Consider the following 18,046-nt stretch of genomic DNA (forward strand, 5'->3'; position numbering starts at 1 on the left):
TCATGCTCCCGCTGGTGCGGCCTGCTGGGTGAAGCGCTCGTAGCCGTTCTCTTCGAGTTCGTCGGCGAGCTCGGCCCCACCGGATGCGACGATGCGGCCGTCGACGAAGACGTGGACGAACTGCGGCTGGATGTAGCGCAGGATGCGGGTGTAGTGGGTGATCAGCAGGACACCGGCGTGCTCGGCTTCGGCGTACCTGTTGACCCCTTCGCTGACCACGCGTAGCGCGTCGACGTCGAGGCCGGAGTCGGTTTCGTCGAGGATGGCGATCTTGGGCTTGAGCAGTCCCAGTTGCAGGATTTCGTGGCGTTTCTTCTCGCCGCCGGAGAATCCCTCGTTGACGCTGCGTTCGGCGAACTGCGGGTCGATGCCGAGGTCGGCCATGGCGGCCTTGACTTCCTTGACCCACAGCCGCAGCTTGGGCGCCTCACCGCGCACGGCGGTGGCGGCGGTGCGCAGGAAGTTCGACATCGACACACCCGGCACCTCCACCGGGTACTGCATCGCCAGGAAGAGCCCGGCACGAGCCCGTTCATCGACGCTCATCGTCAGGACGTCCTCGCCGTCGAGCGTGATGGACCCCGAGGTCACGTCGTACTTGGGGTGCCCTGCGATGGCGTAGGACAGCGTCGACTTGCCGGATCCGTTGGGGCCCATCACCGCATGGGTCTCCCCCGAGTTCACGGTCAGGTTGACGCCTTTGAGGATTTCCTTGGCGGAGCCGTCCTCGTTAGCGACGCTGACGTGAAGGTCCTTGATTTCCAGAGTGCTCACTGTGTTCTCTCTTCGCTGATGGCGAGTTCGCGTTCGATGGCGTCGGTAAGGCGGTCACGGATGTCGGGCACGGCGATCTTGGCGATGATCTCGCCGAAGAACCCGCGGACCACCAGCCGGCGGGCCTGGTCCTCGGGGATGCCGCGGGCCTGCAGATAGAACAACTGCTCGTCGTCGAAACGGCCGGTGGCACTGGCGTGTCCGGCTCCGGCGATCTCGCCGGTCTCGATCTCCAGGTTGGGCACCGAGTCGGCGCGGGCGCCGTCGGTCAGCACCAGGTTGCGGTTGACCTCGAAGGTGTCGGTTCCGGTGGCTTCGGCGCGGATCAGGACGTCACCGACCCACACCGTGTGGGCGTCGGGCTTCTTGGAGTCCGGATCGCCTTGCAGCGCACCTTTGTACAGCACGTTGGACTTGCAGTTCGGCCGCGCGTGGTCGACGAGCAGCCGCGACTCGAGGTGTTGACCGTCGTCGGCGAAGTACAGGCCGAGCAGTTCGGCGTCACCACCGGGTGCGTCGTAGCGGACGGTGGCAGCCATGCGGACCACCTCGCCACCGAGGGTGACGGCCACGTGGCGCAACACCGCATCCTTGCCGAGGCGGGCGTGCTGGGCGTTGACGTGCACCATGTCGTCGGCCCAGTCGGCGATCCACACGACGGTCAGCCGAGCGGCATCGGCGACGACGAATTCGACGTTGTCGGCGTAGGTTCCGCTGCCCCGGTGGTCGATCACCACGACGGCCTCGGCGAGTTCCTCGACCCGGATCTGCAGGTGGCCGTAGGCGGTGGCACCCTCACCGGGACCGGTGACGACGATCTCGACTGGGGCCTCGAGGACCGTTGCCCGCCCGACGGTCACGATGGTCGCCTCGTTGAACGACGAGAACGCCTGCGCGGCAACACGATCGGAGGGCACACCCGCCTGGCCGAGCCGCTCGTCGCCGCGGCGCACGGCATGGACGGTCACACCGGGCTGCTCGGCCACCGCGATCTGTGCGTCGCCGGTGGGCGGGGCAGACCCGTTGTGCAGTCCGCGGAGACGCTTGAGCGGGGTGAACCGCCAGAGCTCGTCGCGGCCGCCGGGAATCTCGAAGGCGTCGACGTCGAAAGAGGCGAACTGCTCGCCCTTGTTGGCGGCAGCCAACGTTGAGCCCGAGTTGATGGCGGTGAGGCGCGAACCCTCGACCGCCTCGCTGAGGTTGCTCATCAGCCGACGGCACCTTCCATCTGCAGCTCGATCAGCCGGTTGAGTTCCAGGGCGTACTCCATCGGCAGCTCCTTGGCGATCGGCTCGACGAAGCCACGCACCACCATGGCCATGGCCTCGTCCTCGGTCATGCCGCGGCTCATCAGGTAGAACAACTGATCGGCGCTGACCTTCGACACGGTGGCCTCATGCCCCATGGTGACGTCGTCCTCGCGGATGTCGACATAGGGGTAGGTGTCGCTGCGGCTGATCGTATCGACAAGCAGCGCATCGCATTTCACGCTCGAGCGCGATCCGTGCGCACCCTTGTTGACCTGGACCAGGCCGCGGTAGGAGGCGCGGCCGCCGCCGCGGGCCACTGACTTGGAGACGATATTGCTGCTCGTGTTCGGAGCCAGGTGGACCATCTTGGCGCCGGTGTCCTGATGCTGGCCTTCCCCGGCGAACGCCACCGACAGAACCTCGCCCTTGGCGTGCTCACCGGTCATCCAGACCGCCGGGTACTTCATGGTGACCTTCGAGCCGATGTTGCCGTCGACCCACTCCATGGTGGCGCCGGCCTCGGCGCGGGCCCGCTTGGTGACCAGGTTGTAGACGTTGTTCGACCAGTTCTGGATGGTCGTGTAGCGCACTCGCGCACCGGGTTTGACGATGATCTCGACGACCGCGGAGTGCAGCGAGTCGCTCTTGTAGATCGGCGCGGTACAGCCCTCCACATAGTGGATATAGGAGCCCTCGTCGGCGATGATCAGCGTGCGCTCGAACTGACCCATGTTCTCGGTGTTGATCCGGAAGTAGGCCTGCAGCGGGATGTCGACGTGCACACCCGGCGGCACATAGATGAACGAGCCACCCGACCACACCGCGGTGTTCAGCGCGGAGAACTTGTTGTCCCCGGCGGGGATCACTGTGCCGAAGTACTTCCGGAAGATCTCCGGATGCTCCCGCAGGCCCGAGTCGGTGTCGAGGAAGATGACGCCCTGCGCCTCGAGGTCCTCGCGGATCTGGTGGTAGACCACCTCGGATTCGTACTGCGCGGCGACGCCGCTGACCAGGCGCTGCTTCTCGGCTTCCGGGATGCCGAGCCGGTCGTAGGTGTTGCGGATCTCCTCGGGCAGGTCATCCCAGGTCGCGGCCTGCTTCTCCGTGGAGCGCACAAAGTACTTGATGTTGTCGAAGTGGATGCCTTCGAGGTTGGAACCCCAGTTGGGCATCGGCTTCTTCTCGAAGGTCCGCAGGGCCTTGAGGCGGATGTCGAGCATCCACTCCGGCTCGCTCTTCTTCGCCGAGATGTCGCGCACGACGGCCTCGGACAGGCCGCGCTTGGCCGAGGCGCCCGCGACGTCGGAGTCCGACCAGCCGTAGCCGTAGTTGCCCAGCGAGGCGATGGCCTCGTCCTGAGTCAGCTGCTCGGCCGGTTTGGTGTCCGGGGTGAGTGTCATGGCGACGCTCCTTCGGCGTTGTGGTGGCTTCGACGCGGGGCTGTGCGCCGAAGGTGAAGCTCTAGGGTTGTGCCGGGTTCAGGGGCACATGGGTGGTGCAGGCACAGTCACCATTGGCGATCGTCGCCAACCGCTGGACATGGGTGCCGAGGATCTCCGACATGGCCTGCTGCTCGGCCTCGCACAGTTCCGGAAACTCTTCTGCCACATGGGATACCGGGCAGTGATGCTGACAGATCTGGATGCCCTGGATGGGTCCGCGCACCTTGGTCGTGGTGGTGACGTAGCCGGCCTTGCTCAGCGCACCGGCCACCCGTTCGGCCGTCGACTCGACATCGTCGGGGCCGCCGGTGACTCCGGCCAGGATGCTGTCGATGCGTCGGCGCGCGAACGTCTGCACCGCCTCCTCGCCACCGATCTCCCGAAGCTGCCGCATCGCCGCCGACGCCAGGTCGTCGTAGGTGTGCTCGAGTTTGGCGCGCCCGGCGGGGGTCAACCGGTAGCGCTTGGCGGGCCTGCCCCGGCCGACCTGCTGCCAGGCCGCCGCGGCCTGCGCCTCGGCGTCCCCGCCTTCGATGAGCGCGTCGAGGTGCCGGCGCACCCCGGCCGCGGAGATGCCCAACCGGCGCCCGATCTCAGCGGCGGTGATCGATCCCGACTCCAGCAGCAGGTGCACGATGGCGCGCCGCGTCTGACCGTCGTGCGCCGCCGGACCCGCAGCGGGCACCGGGGAGACGTCGGACGGGATTTTCACAACACCAGTGTGACGCAATTCGGCGGGCGGTGTCCAGCAAGGGCACCCTCAGCGGCTTCGGGTGGCGAAACGCCCGGCGGTTAGAGTGCTGTGGTGGCAGCCCGCCAACGCTCTCTGAGTATCTCGATCGCCCGCCTGCACGGCGACGAACGGACCGTGGCGCCGCCCTTGAATCCCGCCGAAGAGCGCGCCATGCGCCGCACCCGGCTCTTCGGCGCCACCGGCACCGTGCTGATGGGTATCGGCGCGCTCGGCGCCGGGGCCCGGCCGGTGGTCCAGGACCCCACCTTCGGTGTGCGGCTGCTCAACCTGCCCTCACGCATCCAGACCGTCTCGCTGACCATGACCACCACCGGTGCGGTGATGATGGCGCTGGCCTGGCTGATGCTGGGCCGGTTCACCCTGGGGCCGCGGCGGATGTCGCGCAGCCAGCTCGACCACACCCTGCTGCTGTGGATGGTGCCGCTGCTGATCGCGCCGCCGATGTACTCCAAGGACGTCTACTCCTACCTGGCCCAGAGCCAGATCTCCCGGATCGGGCTCAACCCGTACAAGGTCGGCCCGGCACCCGGGCTCGGGCTGGACCACGTCTTCACGCTGTCGGTGCCCAGCCTCTGGCGGGAGACCCCGGCGCCCTACGGCCCGCTGTTCCTGTGGATCGGCCGCGGCATCTCCGCGCTGACCGGCGAGAACATCGTCACCGCCGTGCTCAGTCATCGGGTGGTGGTGTTGATCGGGGTCAGCCTGATCGTGTGGGCGGTGCCGCGGCTGGCACACCGGTGCGGTGTCGCCGAGGTCAGCGCCCTGTGGCTGGGCGCAGCCAATCCGCTGCTACTCATGCACCTGGTCGCCGGGATCCACAACGAGGCACTCATGCTCGGCTTGATGCTGACCGGCACCGAATTCGCGCTGCGCGGCATCGACTCGGCCAAGACGCTGCTGCCGCGCCCGCTGCACTGGCCGCACGGACGGGACGGCTGGGCGGCCTGGGTGCCGCTGGCCATGCTCCTCACCGGTGCAGTGCTGATCACCATGTCGTCACAAGTCAAGCTGCCGGGGCTGTTGGCCCTGGGCTTCGTGGCGATGGCACTGGCGCACCGCTGGGGCGGCACCGTCAAACCCTTCCTGCTCGCCAGCACATTCATGCTGAGCATCTCGTTGGTGGTGATGGCCGTCATCGGCTGGGTCAGCGGGCTGGGATTCGGCTGGATCTTCACCCTCGGCACCGCCAACGTGGTGCGCAGCTGGATGTCCCCGCCGACGCTGCTGGCGCTGGGCACCGGCCAGGTCGGGATTCTGCTCGGCCTTGGCGACCACACCACCGCCGTACTCTCGCTGACTCGCGCCATGGGTGTGCTGATCATCACCATCACCGTCACCTGGCTGCTGCTGGCCGTTCTACGCGGCCGGCTGCACCCGGTCGGCGGGCTCGGCGTCGCGCTCGGGGCGACGGTGCTGCTGTTCCCCGTCGTGCAGCCCTGGTACCTGCTGTGGGCGATCATCCCGCTCGCCGCGTGGGCCACCCGCCCGGGTTTCCGCATCGCCACCATCGCGGTGACCTTGATCGTCGGTATCTTCGGGCCCACCGCCAACGGTGACCGCTTCGCCTTGTTCCAGATCGTCGATGCCACGGTGGCCAGCACCGTGATCGTGGTGCTGCTGATCGCCGTGACGCTCCACCAGCTGCCCTGGCGCAAGGTGCCGGGCACCACCGAAACGTTCAGCGGTCAGGAGCCTTATCCCCCGCTGACGCAACCGGCCACGCCACGTCCGGCGCCGGACGCCTACGCTGAGTCCCCGTGAGTTCCGGCTCCGAAATCCCCGTGCGGCTGCGCGGGGTCACCAAACGCTACGGGTCGACGACAGCTGTCTCGAACCTCGACCTCGATGTGCACGCCGCCGAAGTGCTCGCACTGCTCGGTCCCAACGGCGCGGGCAAGACCACCACGGTCGAGATGTGCGAGGGCTTCGTCCGCCCCGACTCGGGCACCATCTCGGTGCTCGGCCTGGACCCGGTTGCCGACAATGCGCGGGTGCGCGAACGCGTCGGGGTCATGCTGCAGGGCGGCGGCGGCTACCCGGCGGCAAAGGCCGGCGAGATGCTGAAGCTCGTCGCCTCCTACGCCGCCGATCCGCTCGACCCCGCCTGGCTGCTGGACACTCTCGGGCTCACCGACGCCGCCCGCACCACCTACCGCCGGCTCTCGGGCGGCCAGCAGCAGCGACTCGCACTGGCCTGCGCCCTGGTCGGGCGGCCCGAGCTGGTGTTCCTCGACGAACCCACCGCGGGGATGGACGCCCACGCCCGGCTGGTGGTGTGGGAGCTGATCGACGCCCTGCGCCGCGACGGCGTGACCGTGGTGCTGACGACGCATCAGCTCAAAGAGGCCGAGGAACTGGCCGACCGGATCGTCATCATCGACCATGGCGCCTCGGTGGCCTCGGGGACGCCTGCCGACCTGATGCGCAGCGGCGCCGAGCGGCAGCTGCGGTTCACCGCACCGCGCCGTCTCGACCTGACCCTGCTGATCAGTGCGCTGCCGGAGAACTACACAGCCACCGAGGTCTCCCCCGGCGAATACCTCGTCGAAGGTGACATCGACCCGCAGGTCCTGGCGACGGTGACCGCGTGGTGCGCCCGGCTCAACGTGCTGGCCACCGATGTTCGCGTCGAGCAGCGCAGCCTCGAGGACGTCTTCCTCGAGCTCACCGGTAAGGAGCTGCGATCGTGACCGACCTTTTCCCCGCAGGCACCTTCCGCCCGGATCCGCGGCCCAACACGGTGCCGAAGATGCTGGCCGCCCAGTACGGCCTGGAGCTGAAGTTGTTGCTGCGCAATGGCGAACAGCTGCTCCTGACGATGTTCATCCCGATCACCCTGCTGGTCGGTCTGACGCTGCTGCCGCTGGGGTCATTCGGCGACCACCGGGTGGACGTGTTCGTCCCGATGATCATGGCGCTGGCGGTGATCTCGACGGCGTTCACCGGCCAGGCGATCGCAGTGGCCTTCGACCGGCGCTACGGCGCGCTCAAACGTCTCGGCGCCACCGCACTGCCGGTGTGGGGCATCATCGCGGGCAAGTCGCTTGCCGTCGTCACGGTGGTGTTCCTGCAGGCGCTGCTGCTGGGCGGGATCGGCCTGGCGCTGGGCTGGCGCCCGCACCCGGTCGGCCTGGTGCTCGGTGCGGTGATCATCGCGCTGGGCACCGCGGGTTTCGCCGCGATGGGTCTGCTGCTCGGCGGGACGCTGCGGGCCGAGATCGTGCTGGCCGTGGCCAACCTGCTGTGGTTCGTCTTCGCCGGGCTCGGCGCGCTCACCCTGGAGACCCAGGCCATCCCGCGTGCGGTCTCCTGGGTGGCCCGACTTACACCGTCGGGGGCGCTGACCGAAGCGCTGACCCGGGCGATGTCGTTGTCGGTCGACTGGTTCGGGATCGCGGTGCTCGCGGTCTGGGGTGCGGTGTCGGCGGTCGCGGCACTGCGCTGGTTCCGCTTCACCTGAGCCCAGCCCTACTACGGGCCGTAGTTCGCAGTCCTCTACGATCGGGCCGTGCGGTTATTCCTGCGGTTGGTGGACTTGCTTCCGCTGCCCAGCCTGCGCACCCAGCGCATCATCGCCGCCGCGGTGCTGCTGACCCAGGCCGGCATCGCGGTCACCGGCGCCATCGTGCGGGTGACCGCATCGGGGCTCGGCTGCCCCACCTGGCCGCAGTGCTTCCCCGGCAGCTTCACCCCCCAACCGCACCCGGAAGTGCCCGGCATCCACCAGGCGGTGGAGTTCGGCAACCGGATGATCACCTTCCTCGTCGTGATCACGGCGATCCTCGCGGTGCTGGCGGTCACCCGGGCCCGGCGCCGGCGCGAGGTGCTCGTCTACGCATGGCTGATGCCGGCCTCGACAGTGCTGCAGGCGGTGATCGGCGGGATCACCGTGCTGACCGGTCTGCTGTGGTGGACCGTGGCCATCCACATGCTGACTTCGATGCTGATGGTCTGGCTGGCCACCCTGCTCTACGTCAAGATCGGTGAGCCCGACGACGGCATCCCGACCGCACTGGTTCCGAAACCGTTGCGGCACTTAGCTTTACTGAGCGCGCTGGCCTTGTCCGCCACACTCGTCACCGGCACCACCGTCACCGGCGCCGGACCGCACGCCGGCGACAAGAGCCCGCAGCGGGTCGTCCCACGTCTCGAGGTGGAGATCACCACGCTGGTCCACGCCCACTCGACGTTCCTGTTCATCTACCTGTCGCTGCTGATCGGCCTGGGTGCCGGCCTGGTCGCCGTCTACGCGCCACGCCTGATCATCCGGCGGCTGGCGGTGCTGATCGCTCTGGTGATCGCTCAGGGCTTGCTCGGGGCCGTCCAGTTCTTCACCGGGGTGCCTGCGGCCCTGGTGGCTCTGCACGTCGCGGGCGCGGCCGCCTGCACCGCGGCCACCGCCGCGTTATGGGCGTCGATGCGACAGCGGGCCGAGCCCAAGACGCTCGCACGCTGACTCCACGCACAGCGCGAATGTGCGCTGCTGCAGGCTTCTGGCCTCCTCGCCGAGCTGACGCCAGCCCAGCGAGGGTTCGATCAGCTCGAGTTCGAGCAGCACCGGCGCATCGGGGCCACCGATCAGGTCAACCCGCGCATACAGCAGCTCAGCGGGCGTGATGCCCAGCTGCCGGGCGGCCGCCTCGAGTGCGGCATACCCGACATCCCACATCGCGAAGTCCGGGTCGGCGGCCGCCAGCGACTCCTGGGCGAAGGTGCCCGACTCGTCGAGTTCGGGCAGCTTGCCCTCCGGCGGCAGCATCGGTCCCTTGGTGAACGCGTGCGACTGCTCACCGCCCAGGAACACCAGGGCGGTCTCGCCGGCCTCCACGCGGGCGTCGTAGGGCTGCACCAGCACCGAGCGTCCGCTGTCCTGCAGCGCGGCCGCGTGCGCACGGGCAGCCGACCGATCGGTGAACCGGCGGGTGTCGATCGAGCCGGCCCCGATCGCCGGCTTGACGACGACCTCGCCCTTGGGCAGCCGCACCTTCTCTCCGGGAGCGAAGAACGACGACGGCAGTGTCGGCACACCGGCGCCGGCCAGGTCGTCGAGATAGTGCTTGTCGCTGTTCCAGGCGACCACCGCCGGTGCGTTCAACAGGTTGGGCACCCGGGTGGCCCAGGCCAGGAACTCGTCGCGCCGCTCGGCGTAGTCCCAGGTGGCGCGCATGATCACCAGATCCGCCGCCTCGGTCTGCGGGTCGTCCCAGGACAGCCAGTGCGCGTGCAGGCCGCGGGCGCGCAACGCGGCGATCAGCCCGTCGTCATCGCCGTCGCCGGCGACGAGTTGCGGGCACCCGGCGAGCACGATCTTGGGATGGAACAGATCTGGACGTGCCAGCGTCACGGGCGGCTTCACACCGGGGATGATAGTGACATGCACGCAATCGAAGTCTCTGAGACGGGCGGTCCCGAGGTCCTGCGCTATGTCGAGAAGGACAAGCCCTCCCCCGGCCCGAGTGAGGTTCTGATCCAGGCCGACGCGATCGGTGTCAACTACATCGACACCTACTTCCGGTCCGGGCTGTATCCGCGGGAGGTGCCGTTCGTCCTGGGCAGCGAGGTGTGCGGGACGGTGGCCGCGGTGGGTGCGGAGGTCGTGGCGATCACCCCTGGCGACCGGGTGGTGACGGCGAACGCCGCCGGTGCCTATGCCGAATTCTGCACGGCGCCAGCAGATTTCGTCGCCTATGTTCCCGATGCGGTGCAGTCCGACGCGGTGGCATCAGCCCTGCTGAAGGGGATGACGGCGCACTATCTGATCAAGTCGGTGTACCAGGTGCAACCTCGCGACACGGTGCTGGTGCACGCCGGCGCCGGTGGCGTCGGGCTGATCCTGACCCAGTGGGCGACCAGCCTGGGAGCGCGGGTGATCACCACCGCGTCGACACCCGACAAGGCCGAGTTGTCCCGGCAGGCCGGTGCGATCGAGGTGCTCGACTATCCGGAGGATCCCGCCGAGTTCGCCGCCAGGATCCGGGATCTGACCGGGGGTCACGGGGTGGCCGCCGTCTACGACGGCGTCGGCAAGTCGACGTTCGACGCCAGCCTGGCCAGCCTGGCCGTGCGCGGCACGCTGGCGCTCTTCGGCGCCTCCAGTGGCCCGGTGCCACCGGTGGACCCGCAGCGGCTCAACGCCGCCGGCTCGGTTTACCTGACGCGGCCCAACCTCGGGCACTTCACCCGCACGCCCGATGAGTTCGCTTGGCGGGCAGGCGAACTCCTCGATGCGATTGCCGACGGGTCGATCACCATCACCGTCGGCGGGCACTATCCGCTCGCCGAGGCAGAGCGGGCGCACCGCGATCTGCAGGGCCGCAAGACCACCGGCTCGATCGTGTTGCTGCCCTGAGACCGGCCTCAAGCGGGATCGGTGGGTCGGTATGCGTATCCGACCAGAAGCGCCGTGAGTTCGTCGATGAACCGGTCCCGCGGGATCGCCGGCTTGTCGACGACGTAGCGCAACGCCAGGTGTGAGGTGGTCTCCACGATGAACCACGTCGTCACTTCGAAATCCTCGTGACGAACCCAATTACGGTTGGCAACGAGCTGCAGGTAAGTCAGTTCACCGGCACGGCTCAATAGATCACCGAAGGGGCTGCCGGACGCCATCCGGGGCACCCTGTCGAGGAATGCCGCCAGAAGATCCGATTGGGATGCCAGCGCGTCGAGAAGGGACGTCACGACGGAGCGGGCCAACTCGTGGAGCGACAGCGCGGTGGTCAGCGGGACGGCCGCGGCGATCCTGCCGGTCAGGTCGTCGTTGAGACGTTGCATGACGGACAGCACGATCGCGTCCTTGTCGCGAAAGTACTGATAGACCGAGCCTGGGCTGAGGCCCGCTTCCTCAGCGATGCGGTTGGTGGAGGCGCCGTCGTAGCCGTACTCGACCAGAACGCGAGCACCGGCATCAACAATGCGTTCGATGGTGGCTTGGGCGCGGCGCTGCCGAGGCTGTTTGCGCAGAACGGAGGCCATGCTCGAACGCTAGCCCGGATGCAAGTTGAAAGCGAGCATTTACTTACATTCTAATGTGAGCATGCTCACTCCCCTCACCGACGGCGACGAAGAACTCCACCCACCCGGAGAGCAGGACCACTGGCAGGAAAGCTTCTACTTCAACTGGGTCGCCGAGGACAGCGTGGGATTCGCGCGACTCGGCTACCGGGCCGACGCAGGCACCGCCGACGCGGTCGTGATCACGATGCGCGGCGGGCAGCGAGAATTCGTCTACGGCGCAGTCAACCAAAAGGTCACCGCGCCGACGTCTATGCGGGAGGGCTTTCGGGTCGGCCGACTGACCTTCCGGATGGAACAACCACTACAGACGTGGCATATCGGCCTCAACGGCCGAGACAGCCTGGACCTGACATGGACAGCACTGGCTTCGCCGTTTGATTTCGCCGAATCAGGTGGAGGTCATGTGCTGGCCGCTCGCCACTTCGAGCATCCCGGTTCCGTCACAGGTACGACCCGGCTAGGAGGGCGCGAATACCGCATCGCCGGATTCGGCACCCGTGACAAGTCGTGGGGGCCGCGCGACTGGGGAACCATCACCGGCTGGGATTGGATCTCGGCCCAGTTCGACGGGCGCTTCGCCGTGACCGCCTCACAGACGGGGGAACCCGGTGCACAAACCCAATCCGGGTTCGTTTATCGGGACGGGCGATGTGTCGGTATCGATTCCTTTGACCTCGAACGGTCCTGGCAGAGCCCACACAGAGTGGCCGGTCTGCGTCTGACGATCCGCGACGTCCAGGGTTGCCATTATCAACTCACCGGAGCCGTCACCGGTGACATCCCGCTGTTCAAGAGTGGGATGCTGCTCGACGAAACCCATGCCCGATTCGAAGCTCAGGTCGACGGCCTGCGACTCGGTGGTGCGGGCATCGTCGAACATACTTGGCATGCAAGCGCTTTCGAGACCTTGAGGTGGGCGCCACGGCTGGCACCCGTGTTGATCGGCGCGATCAGGGCAGGTCGGCAATGATCACCCGACTGCACGCCGACACCAACGCGGACATTGCGACAGTTGGCGGCAAGGCAACCGGCCTAATCCGACTGATGCGAGCCGGGTTCACCGTACCGGAGGCCTGGTCTATCGACGCCGCCGTTTCGCTGGATCACGTTGCGCGCCAGTCACTGCTGGCCGACGCATTGCCGACATGGTGGGAGCAACTCGGCGAGGATGACTGCGGGCAACTGTGGGTTGTCCGCAGTTCCGCGGTGGCTGAGGATCTCGAGGATGCCTCGTTCGCTGGGGTCTACGAAACGGTATTGGGAATCGACTCACTGGCCAGACTGTGCGACGCCGTGAACAGATGCTGGGCCGCCCTGGCGAAGACCCGCGCTGTGACCTACCGCTGCGCGCACCAGACCAGCGATGGAACCGGCATCGCCCTGATAATCCAACGCATGGTGCGCCCGCGGGTCGCGGGGGTACTGCTGAGTGCCAATCCTCTGGCCCCGTTCGCAGACGAGATCGTCATCGATGCCGCCTGGGGGCTGGGCGAAGCGGTGGTGTCCGGTCACACCGATCCCGATCACATTCGGCTGAACCGGACGACCGGGGCGATTCTGGAGCGACGGATCGGTGACAAGCGCCACGAGATCGTATGGGACGGTGGCATCGTCGAACGCGAAGTCGACGGCGCTCAACGTGAACAGGCGTGCCTGACGGACGGACAGATTCGCGATCTGTGGCAGGTGGCCAAACAGACAGACGGCACCATCGGCTCGAATCGGGACATCGAGTGGGCCATCGCCGACGGCACGCTCTACGTCCTGCAGGACCGCCCGATCACAAACCTGCCCAGCAGGAATCCGGCCGACATCTGGTCACGGCGGTTTGGCGATGAGTATCTATCCGAATGCAATCTCCCACTGCCCGGCGAACTCATGGTGCCCTGGATCACCGAAGCGGCCTTTCAGGAGATGGCCGGGCTACAGGGCCGACCCGATCTGGCCGCTAGCCAGCCCGTCCGGCTCTATCAGGGCTACTCCTACTTCAGCGCGCGCTACTACGTGGCGGGACTTCAGATGCTCCCGAAATCCATGCGTAGGACCACAGCCAGCGAATGGTTTCCGCCGCAGGTTGACGAGTGGGTCGACAGCGAGCCTTGGCGGCCCCGACTGACGGTACTTGCTCTGCTGGCACCACTTCGGGATCGACAGCATAGCGGGCTGAAACGCAATCTGATTGCGCTGGAACAGCATTGCGCTCTGATAGAGCGTGACATCGCTCCCCTGCTGAGCCAGGACTATTCGGCTCTCGGACCCGCCGAGTGGCAGCTCCAGTTCCGCCAGGGCGAGGCGCTCGGACGCGAACACTTCCGCGTGGTGCGTTGGGGTATGACGATCTACAACACCTTCCTGCACGCGGCGCTGGCCAAGCTGCTCAGGACGTGGTGCTCCGACGACGGCGGCGAACTGTATCAACACCTGATCGGTGGGCTCGACGACACCCGCACGGCCGCATTGAACAACGAAATTGTCGCGCTTGCAGCACAATCCAGGACAACCGGTGCGCTGTGCTCGGCGATCGCAGATGGCGAAGACTACCGTTCACTACGGTCGCGCTTCGAAGACGACGGGTTCTGGCAGCGCTACGACGGGTTCATCAGCCGACACGGTCACCGCTCGGCCAGCCGTGACATCGCCAGCCCGCGCTGGTTCGAGGAACCGGAAGTGGTCCTCGAACTGGTTCGAGCGAGACTACGTTCACCGGAACTCGACAGCTCCCGAGCTGGCGAACATATCGCGCGGCTACGCAGGGCTCACGCCGAGCACGCGATGGTCGCCGCACTCGGTCGGGGCCCCGTGGGCCGTGTGCGGCGGCTGATCCTCGAACGACTGACCGAGACCGTCCGGCAGTACACCCGCTATCGGGAGAATCAACGCTACTTTCTGGACTACCTCATCACCCATATGCGGTCGCTGGTCATGGCACAGGGTCGGCGACTGGCAGAGAGCGGCGTCCTGGCCAGTCCCGAGGACGTGTTCCTGCTGACCAAAGACGAATTCACCACCCTCGCTGACGGCGGACCTGTCGACAGCGACCTGGCCACCACCGTGGACCGTCGCCGCGCCGACTACGCCATCTATCTGCGCCGGACACCGGCCACATTCCTCTTCGACGACGTCGAGGCCGAGATCGTCGACACCTCGCACGACGATGTGGATGTGCCTGTGGGGGCGCTGCGGGGAACCGGGATCAGCCGGGGAACCGCGCGCGGGACAGCTCGGATCGCGGCCTCGCTACGCGATCTGGGCAACGTACAAGCCGGTGACATCCTGATAGCACCGAATATCGACCCTGGATGGACCAGCGTCTTTCCCCTGCTCTCCGGTCTGGTGATCGAGACCGGGGGCATGCTGGCCCACGGGGCGATCCTGGCGCGTGAATACGGCATCCCGGCGGTGAGCGGCATCCGGGCTACCGCCGCGGGAGTGGTCAACGGCAGCGAAGTAGCCATTGACGGCAACTCGGGCCTCGTCTACCTCACCGTCTCCTCGGAATGACCCGTCTGAGGCGGGGCTACGCGATGGGCTGCCCTAGGAGAACAGGGTCGGCAGGGCCAGCGCGGAGTCGACGGCCAACGCGACGAACACCAGCGCAAGGTAATTGTTCGACTGCAGGAACAGCCGCAGCGGTTTGACCGGGTTACCGCGGCGCACCCCGGCGTGCAGCCGGTGCGCCATCACCAGGAACCACACTCCGGCCAGGGTGGCCACCGAGGCGTACAGCCAGCCGGTGGCGGGCACCAGGGCCAGCGTCGCGAGCACCGTCAACCAGGTGTAGATGACGATCTGCTTGGTCACCTGCTCTTCAGTGGCGACCACGGGCAGCATCGGCACACCGGCGGCGCGGTAGTCGTCCTTGTACTTCATCGCCAGCGCCCAGGTGTGCGGCGGTGTCCAGAAGAAGATGATCGCGAACATGACCAGCGCCTGCCAGCCGATCGTGCCGGTCACCGCCGACCAGCCGATCATCACCGGCATGCAGCCTGCCGCACCGCCCCACACCACGTTCTGCGAGGTGCGGCGCTTGAGCAGCAGGGTGTAGACGAGCACGTAGAACGCGATGGTCGCGGCGGCGAGATGCGCCGAGAGCATGTTGGTGGTCCACCACAGCCAGAAGAACGAGGCCACCGAGAGCGCCAGGCCGAACACCAGCGCATGGCTGCGCGGCACGGTGGCCCTGGCCAGCGGCCGGCGCTCGGTGCGCTTCATCAGCTTGTCGATGTCGGCGTCCGCCACGCAGTTCAGGGAGTTGGCTCCCGCGGCGGCCAGCATCCCGCCGAACAGGGTGTTGGCGATCAGCAGCGGGTCAACGGTGCCCCGGCCGGCCAGCAGCATGGCCGGGATCGTGGTGACCAGGAGAAGTTCGATGACCCGTGGCTTGGTCAGGGCCAAGTAGCCCAGCAGTCTGTCGCGGAACCGGACCGGCGCCCCTTCGACGAGGTGCACTTCGCGAACTCTCACGCAACTGACTCCTGACAACCGGCGGCGACGCCAACGATCTACTACAGGCGATGGTAGACCGAGGCACCCCTGCGCCGGAACTCAAGGGGCGATTCACGGCGATTTCACCGCCGCGAGGCAATCGAACGAGTAAATCTTCGTCTACTGGTAACGCTGCTGGCAGCGGCACTGTGCGGCAATCCGTCATCCGGCACTAGGGTGAAAGGAGGCCCAGCTTGCCAGCCAACCTGACGACGCCAGGAGTGAGTTAGTGACCACGCTCGACGAGATTTCCGCTTTGACCGAACCGCACCATCCCGAAGACTGGACCGAGGTCGACTCGCGTGCCGTCGACACGGTCCGGGTCCTGGCCGCCGATGCGGTGCAGAAGGTCGGCAACGGCCACCCCGGGACGGCGATGAGCCTGGCGCCGCTGGCCTACACGCTGTTCCAGCGGGTGATGCGCCACGACCCCAGCGACACCCACTGGCTCGGCCGCGACCGGTTCGTCCTGTCGTGCGGGCACAGCAGCCTGACGCTGTATCTGCAGCTGTACTTGGGCGGGTTCGGCCTGGAACTGTCCGATATCGAGTCGCTGCGCACCTGGGGCTCCAAGACCCCGGGGCACCCGGAATTCCGCCACACCCTCGGTGTGGAGATCACCACCGGACCGCTCGGGCAGGGCCTGGCATCGGCGGTCGGGATGGCGATGGCCGCCCGCTACGAACGCGGGCTGTTCGACCCGGACGCCCCGGCGGGCACCAGCCCGTTCGACCATTACATCTACGTGATCGCCTCCGACGGCGACATCGAGGAGGGCGTCACCAGTGAGGCGTCCTCGCTGGCGGGCACCCAGCAGCTCGGGAATCTGATCGTCTTCTACGACCGCAACCAGATCTCGATCGAGCACGACACGAACATCGCGCTGTCCGAGGACACTCTGGAGCGCTACCGGGCCTACGGCTGGCATGTCCAGGAAGTCGACGGGGGCGAGAACGTCGTCGGTATCGAGGCCGCGATCGCCGAGGCCAAGAAGGTCGCCGACAAGCCGTCGTTCATCGCGGTGCGCACCATCATCGGCTATCCGGCCCCGACCAAGATGAACACCGGCGGCGTGCACGGTTCGGCGCTCGGCGAGGAAGAAGTGGCCGCCACCAAGAAGGTGCTGGGCTTCGATCCGGACAAAACCTTCGAAGTCAGCGACGAGGTGATCACCCACACCCGCAAGTTGGTCGACCGCGGCCGCGAGGCGCACGAGAAGTGGCAGGGCGACTTCGACGCCTGGGCCGCGCGCGAGCCGGAACGCAAGGCGCTGCTGGACCGGCTGTTGGCCCAGGAGCTGCCCGAGGGCTGGGACGCCGACATCACCCATTGGGAGCCGGGTTCCAAACCGCTGGCCACCCGAGCGGCGTTCGGTCAGGTACTCAACGACGTCGCACCCAAGCTCCCCGAGCTGTGGGGCGGCTCGGCGGACCTCGCCGGCAGCAACAACACCACGATCAACGGCGTGAAATCGTTTGGCCCGCCGTCGATCTCGACCAAGGACTACACCGCCGACTGGTACGGCCGGGTGCTGCACTTCGGCATCCGCGAACACGCCATGGGCTCGATCCTGTCCGGCATCGTGCTGCACGGACCGACGCGGGCGTTCGGCGGGACGTTCCTGCAGTTCTCCGACTACATGCGCCCGGCGGTGCGGCTGGCCTCGCTGATGGACATCGACACCATCTACATCTGGACGCATGACTCGATCGGGCTCGGCGAGGACGGCCCGACGCACCAGCCGATCGAGCACCTCGCGGCGTTGCGGGCCATCCCGAAGCTGTCGGTGGTACGGCCCGGCGACCCGAACGAGACCGCCTATGCGTGGCGCTCGATCATCGCCCGCGGCAACGGCAGCGGCCCGGTTGGTTTCATCCTGACCCGTCAGGGCATCCCTGTTCTGGAGGGCACCAGCTCGGAGGGTGTCGCCCGCGGCGGCTACGTGCTGGGCGGCGGCAAGCCCGCCGATGACGCCGACGTGATCATCATCGCCACCGGATCGGAGCTTCAGCTGGCTGTCGAGGCGCAGAAGATCCTGGCGGAGAAGGACATTCGCGCCTACGTGGTGTCGATGCCCTGCGTGGAGTGGTTCGAGGCACAGCCGCAGGAGTACCGCGACAGCGTGCTGCCGCCGGATGTCTCGGCCCGCGTCGCGGTCGAGGCAGGTATCGCCCAGAGTTGGTACAAGTACGTCGGAGACACCGGCGAGATCGTCTCCATCGAGCACTACGGCGAATCCGCCGACGACAAGACGCTGTTCCGTGAGTTCGGCTTCACCCCCGAAGCCGTTGCGGCAGCCGCGGAACGCGCAATCGACAACTGAC

General features: G+C 67.2%; 15 protein-coding genes. 8 read left to right on the forward strand and 7 right to left on the reverse strand.

Annotated features, from left to right (window positions below; all coding sequences use genetic code 11):
- The 4 genes from sufC to HBE64_RS12770 all read right to left on the reverse strand — a co-directional run bounded on the left by sufC (nt 1) and on the right by HBE64_RS12770 (nt 4,196).
- Nucleotides 1-774 carry a Fe-S cluster assembly ATPase SufC gene (gene sufC, locus HBE64_RS12755; RefSeq protein WP_167102468.1) on the reverse strand — a complete coding sequence of 258 codons (774 nt, stop codon included), beginning with the start codon at nt 772-774 and terminating at the stop codon, nt 1-3.
- The gene (gene sufD, locus HBE64_RS12760) at nt 771-1,982 is read right to left on the reverse strand and encodes a Fe-S cluster assembly protein SufD (protein ID WP_167102471.1); all 1,212 of its coding nucleotides are present in this window, start codon (nt 1,980-1,982) and stop codon (nt 771-773) included. Before sufD ends, sufC begins: the two co-directional genes overlap by 4 nt.
- Nucleotides 1,982-3,424: a Fe-S cluster assembly protein SufB gene (sufB, locus tag HBE64_RS12765; RefSeq protein WP_167102473.1), complete on the reverse strand. Its 1,443-nt coding sequence runs from the start codon at nt 3,422-3,424 to the stop codon at nt 1,982-1,984. Before sufB ends, sufD begins: the two co-directional genes overlap by 1 nt.
- Nucleotides 3,425-3,485: 61 nt before the next feature.
- Nucleotides 3,486-4,196, reverse strand: coding sequence for a metalloregulator ArsR/SmtB family transcription factor (locus HBE64_RS12770; protein WP_167102476.1), 711 nt, complete (start codon nt 4,194-4,196; stop codon nt 3,486-3,488).
- A gap of 75 nt (nt 4,197-4,271) precedes the next feature.
- On the opposite strand from HBE64_RS12770, the gene mptB reads away from it, so the two are divergent.
- Genes mptB through HBE64_RS12790 form a run of 4 tightly spaced genes read left to right on the forward strand, consistent with a single transcriptional unit; the run spans nt 4,272 to nt 8,676 of the window.
- Complete coding sequence (gene mptB, locus HBE64_RS12775; protein WP_167102479.1) at nt 4,272-5,981, forward strand: polyprenol phosphomannose-dependent alpha 1,6 mannosyltransferase MptB; 1,710 nt, start codon at nt 4,272-4,274, stop codon at nt 5,979-5,981.
- Nucleotides 5,978-6,910 (forward strand): ABC transporter ATP-binding protein, encoded by a 933-nt coding sequence (locus tag HBE64_RS12780; RefSeq protein WP_167102482.1) that lies wholly within the window; start codon nt 5,978-5,980, stop codon nt 6,908-6,910. Before mptB ends, HBE64_RS12780 begins: the two co-directional genes overlap by 4 nt.
- On the forward strand, nt 6,904-7,680 hold the full coding sequence (locus HBE64_RS12785) for an ABC transporter permease (RefSeq protein ID WP_167109137.1): 777 nt from the start codon (nt 6,904-6,906) through the stop codon (nt 7,678-7,680). Before HBE64_RS12780 ends, HBE64_RS12785 begins: the two co-directional genes overlap by 7 nt.
- A gap of 48 nt (nt 7,681-7,728) precedes the next feature.
- Nucleotides 7,729-8,676: a heme A synthase gene (locus HBE64_RS12790; protein ID WP_167102485.1), complete on the forward strand. Its 948-nt coding sequence runs from the start codon at nt 7,729-7,731 to the stop codon at nt 8,674-8,676.
- Here HBE64_RS12790 and HBE64_RS12795 read toward each other — a convergent pair.
- Nucleotides 8,626-9,564 carry a RimK family alpha-L-glutamate ligase gene (locus HBE64_RS12795; RefSeq protein ID WP_167109139.1) on the reverse strand — a complete coding sequence of 313 codons (939 nt, stop codon included), beginning with the start codon at nt 9,562-9,564 and terminating at the stop codon, nt 8,626-8,628. The two genes, HBE64_RS12790 and HBE64_RS12795, sit on opposite strands and share 51 nt — an antisense overlap.
- Before the next feature lie 30 nt (nt 9,565-9,594).
- Between HBE64_RS12795 and HBE64_RS12800 the strand changes: the two genes are divergently transcribed.
- A complete protein-coding gene (locus HBE64_RS12800; protein WP_167102488.1) occupies nt 9,595-10,569 on the forward strand; it encodes a quinone oxidoreductase in 975 nt (324 codons plus the stop codon).
- A gap of 8 nt (nt 10,570-10,577) precedes the next feature.
- On the opposite strand, the gene HBE64_RS12805 is transcribed toward HBE64_RS12800, so the two are convergent.
- Nucleotides 10,578-11,195 carry a TetR/AcrR family transcriptional regulator gene (locus HBE64_RS12805; protein ID WP_167102491.1) on the reverse strand — a complete coding sequence of 206 codons (618 nt, stop codon included), beginning with the start codon at nt 11,193-11,195 and terminating at the stop codon, nt 10,578-10,580.
- Nucleotides 11,196-11,220: 25 nt separating this feature from the next.
- Here HBE64_RS12805 and HBE64_RS12810 point away from each other — a divergent pair, with 25 nt between their 5' ends.
- Both HBE64_RS12810 and HBE64_RS12815 read left to right on the forward strand, forming a co-directional pair.
- On the forward strand, nt 11,221-12,207 hold the full coding sequence (locus HBE64_RS12810) for a hypothetical protein (protein ID WP_167102494.1): 987 nt from the start codon (nt 11,221-11,223) through the stop codon (nt 12,205-12,207).
- Nucleotides 12,204-14,738: a PEP/pyruvate-binding domain-containing protein gene (locus tag HBE64_RS12815; protein ID WP_167102497.1), complete on the forward strand. Its 2,535-nt coding sequence runs from the start codon at nt 12,204-12,206 to the stop codon at nt 14,736-14,738. Before HBE64_RS12810 ends, HBE64_RS12815 begins: the two co-directional genes overlap by 4 nt.
- 33 nt (nt 14,739-14,771) lie before the next feature.
- On the opposite strand, the gene HBE64_RS12820 is transcribed toward HBE64_RS12815, so the two are convergent.
- On the reverse strand, nt 14,772-15,701 hold the full coding sequence (locus HBE64_RS12820; RefSeq protein ID WP_167102500.1) for a heme o synthase: 930 nt from the start codon (nt 15,699-15,701) through the stop codon (nt 14,772-14,774).
- Between the two features lie 250 nt (nt 15,702-15,951).
- Between HBE64_RS12820 and tkt the strand changes: the two genes are divergently transcribed.
- Nucleotides 15,952-18,045: a transketolase gene (tkt, locus tag HBE64_RS12825; protein ID WP_167102503.1), complete on the forward strand. Its 2,094-nt coding sequence runs from the start codon at nt 15,952-15,954 to the stop codon at nt 18,043-18,045.
- Nucleotide 18,046: the final 1 nt, after the last annotated feature.

The sequence above is a fragment of the Mycobacterium sp. DL592 genome, assembly GCF_011694515.1.
Lineage (GTDB): Bacteria > Actinomycetota > Actinomycetes > Mycobacteriales > Mycobacteriaceae > Mycobacterium.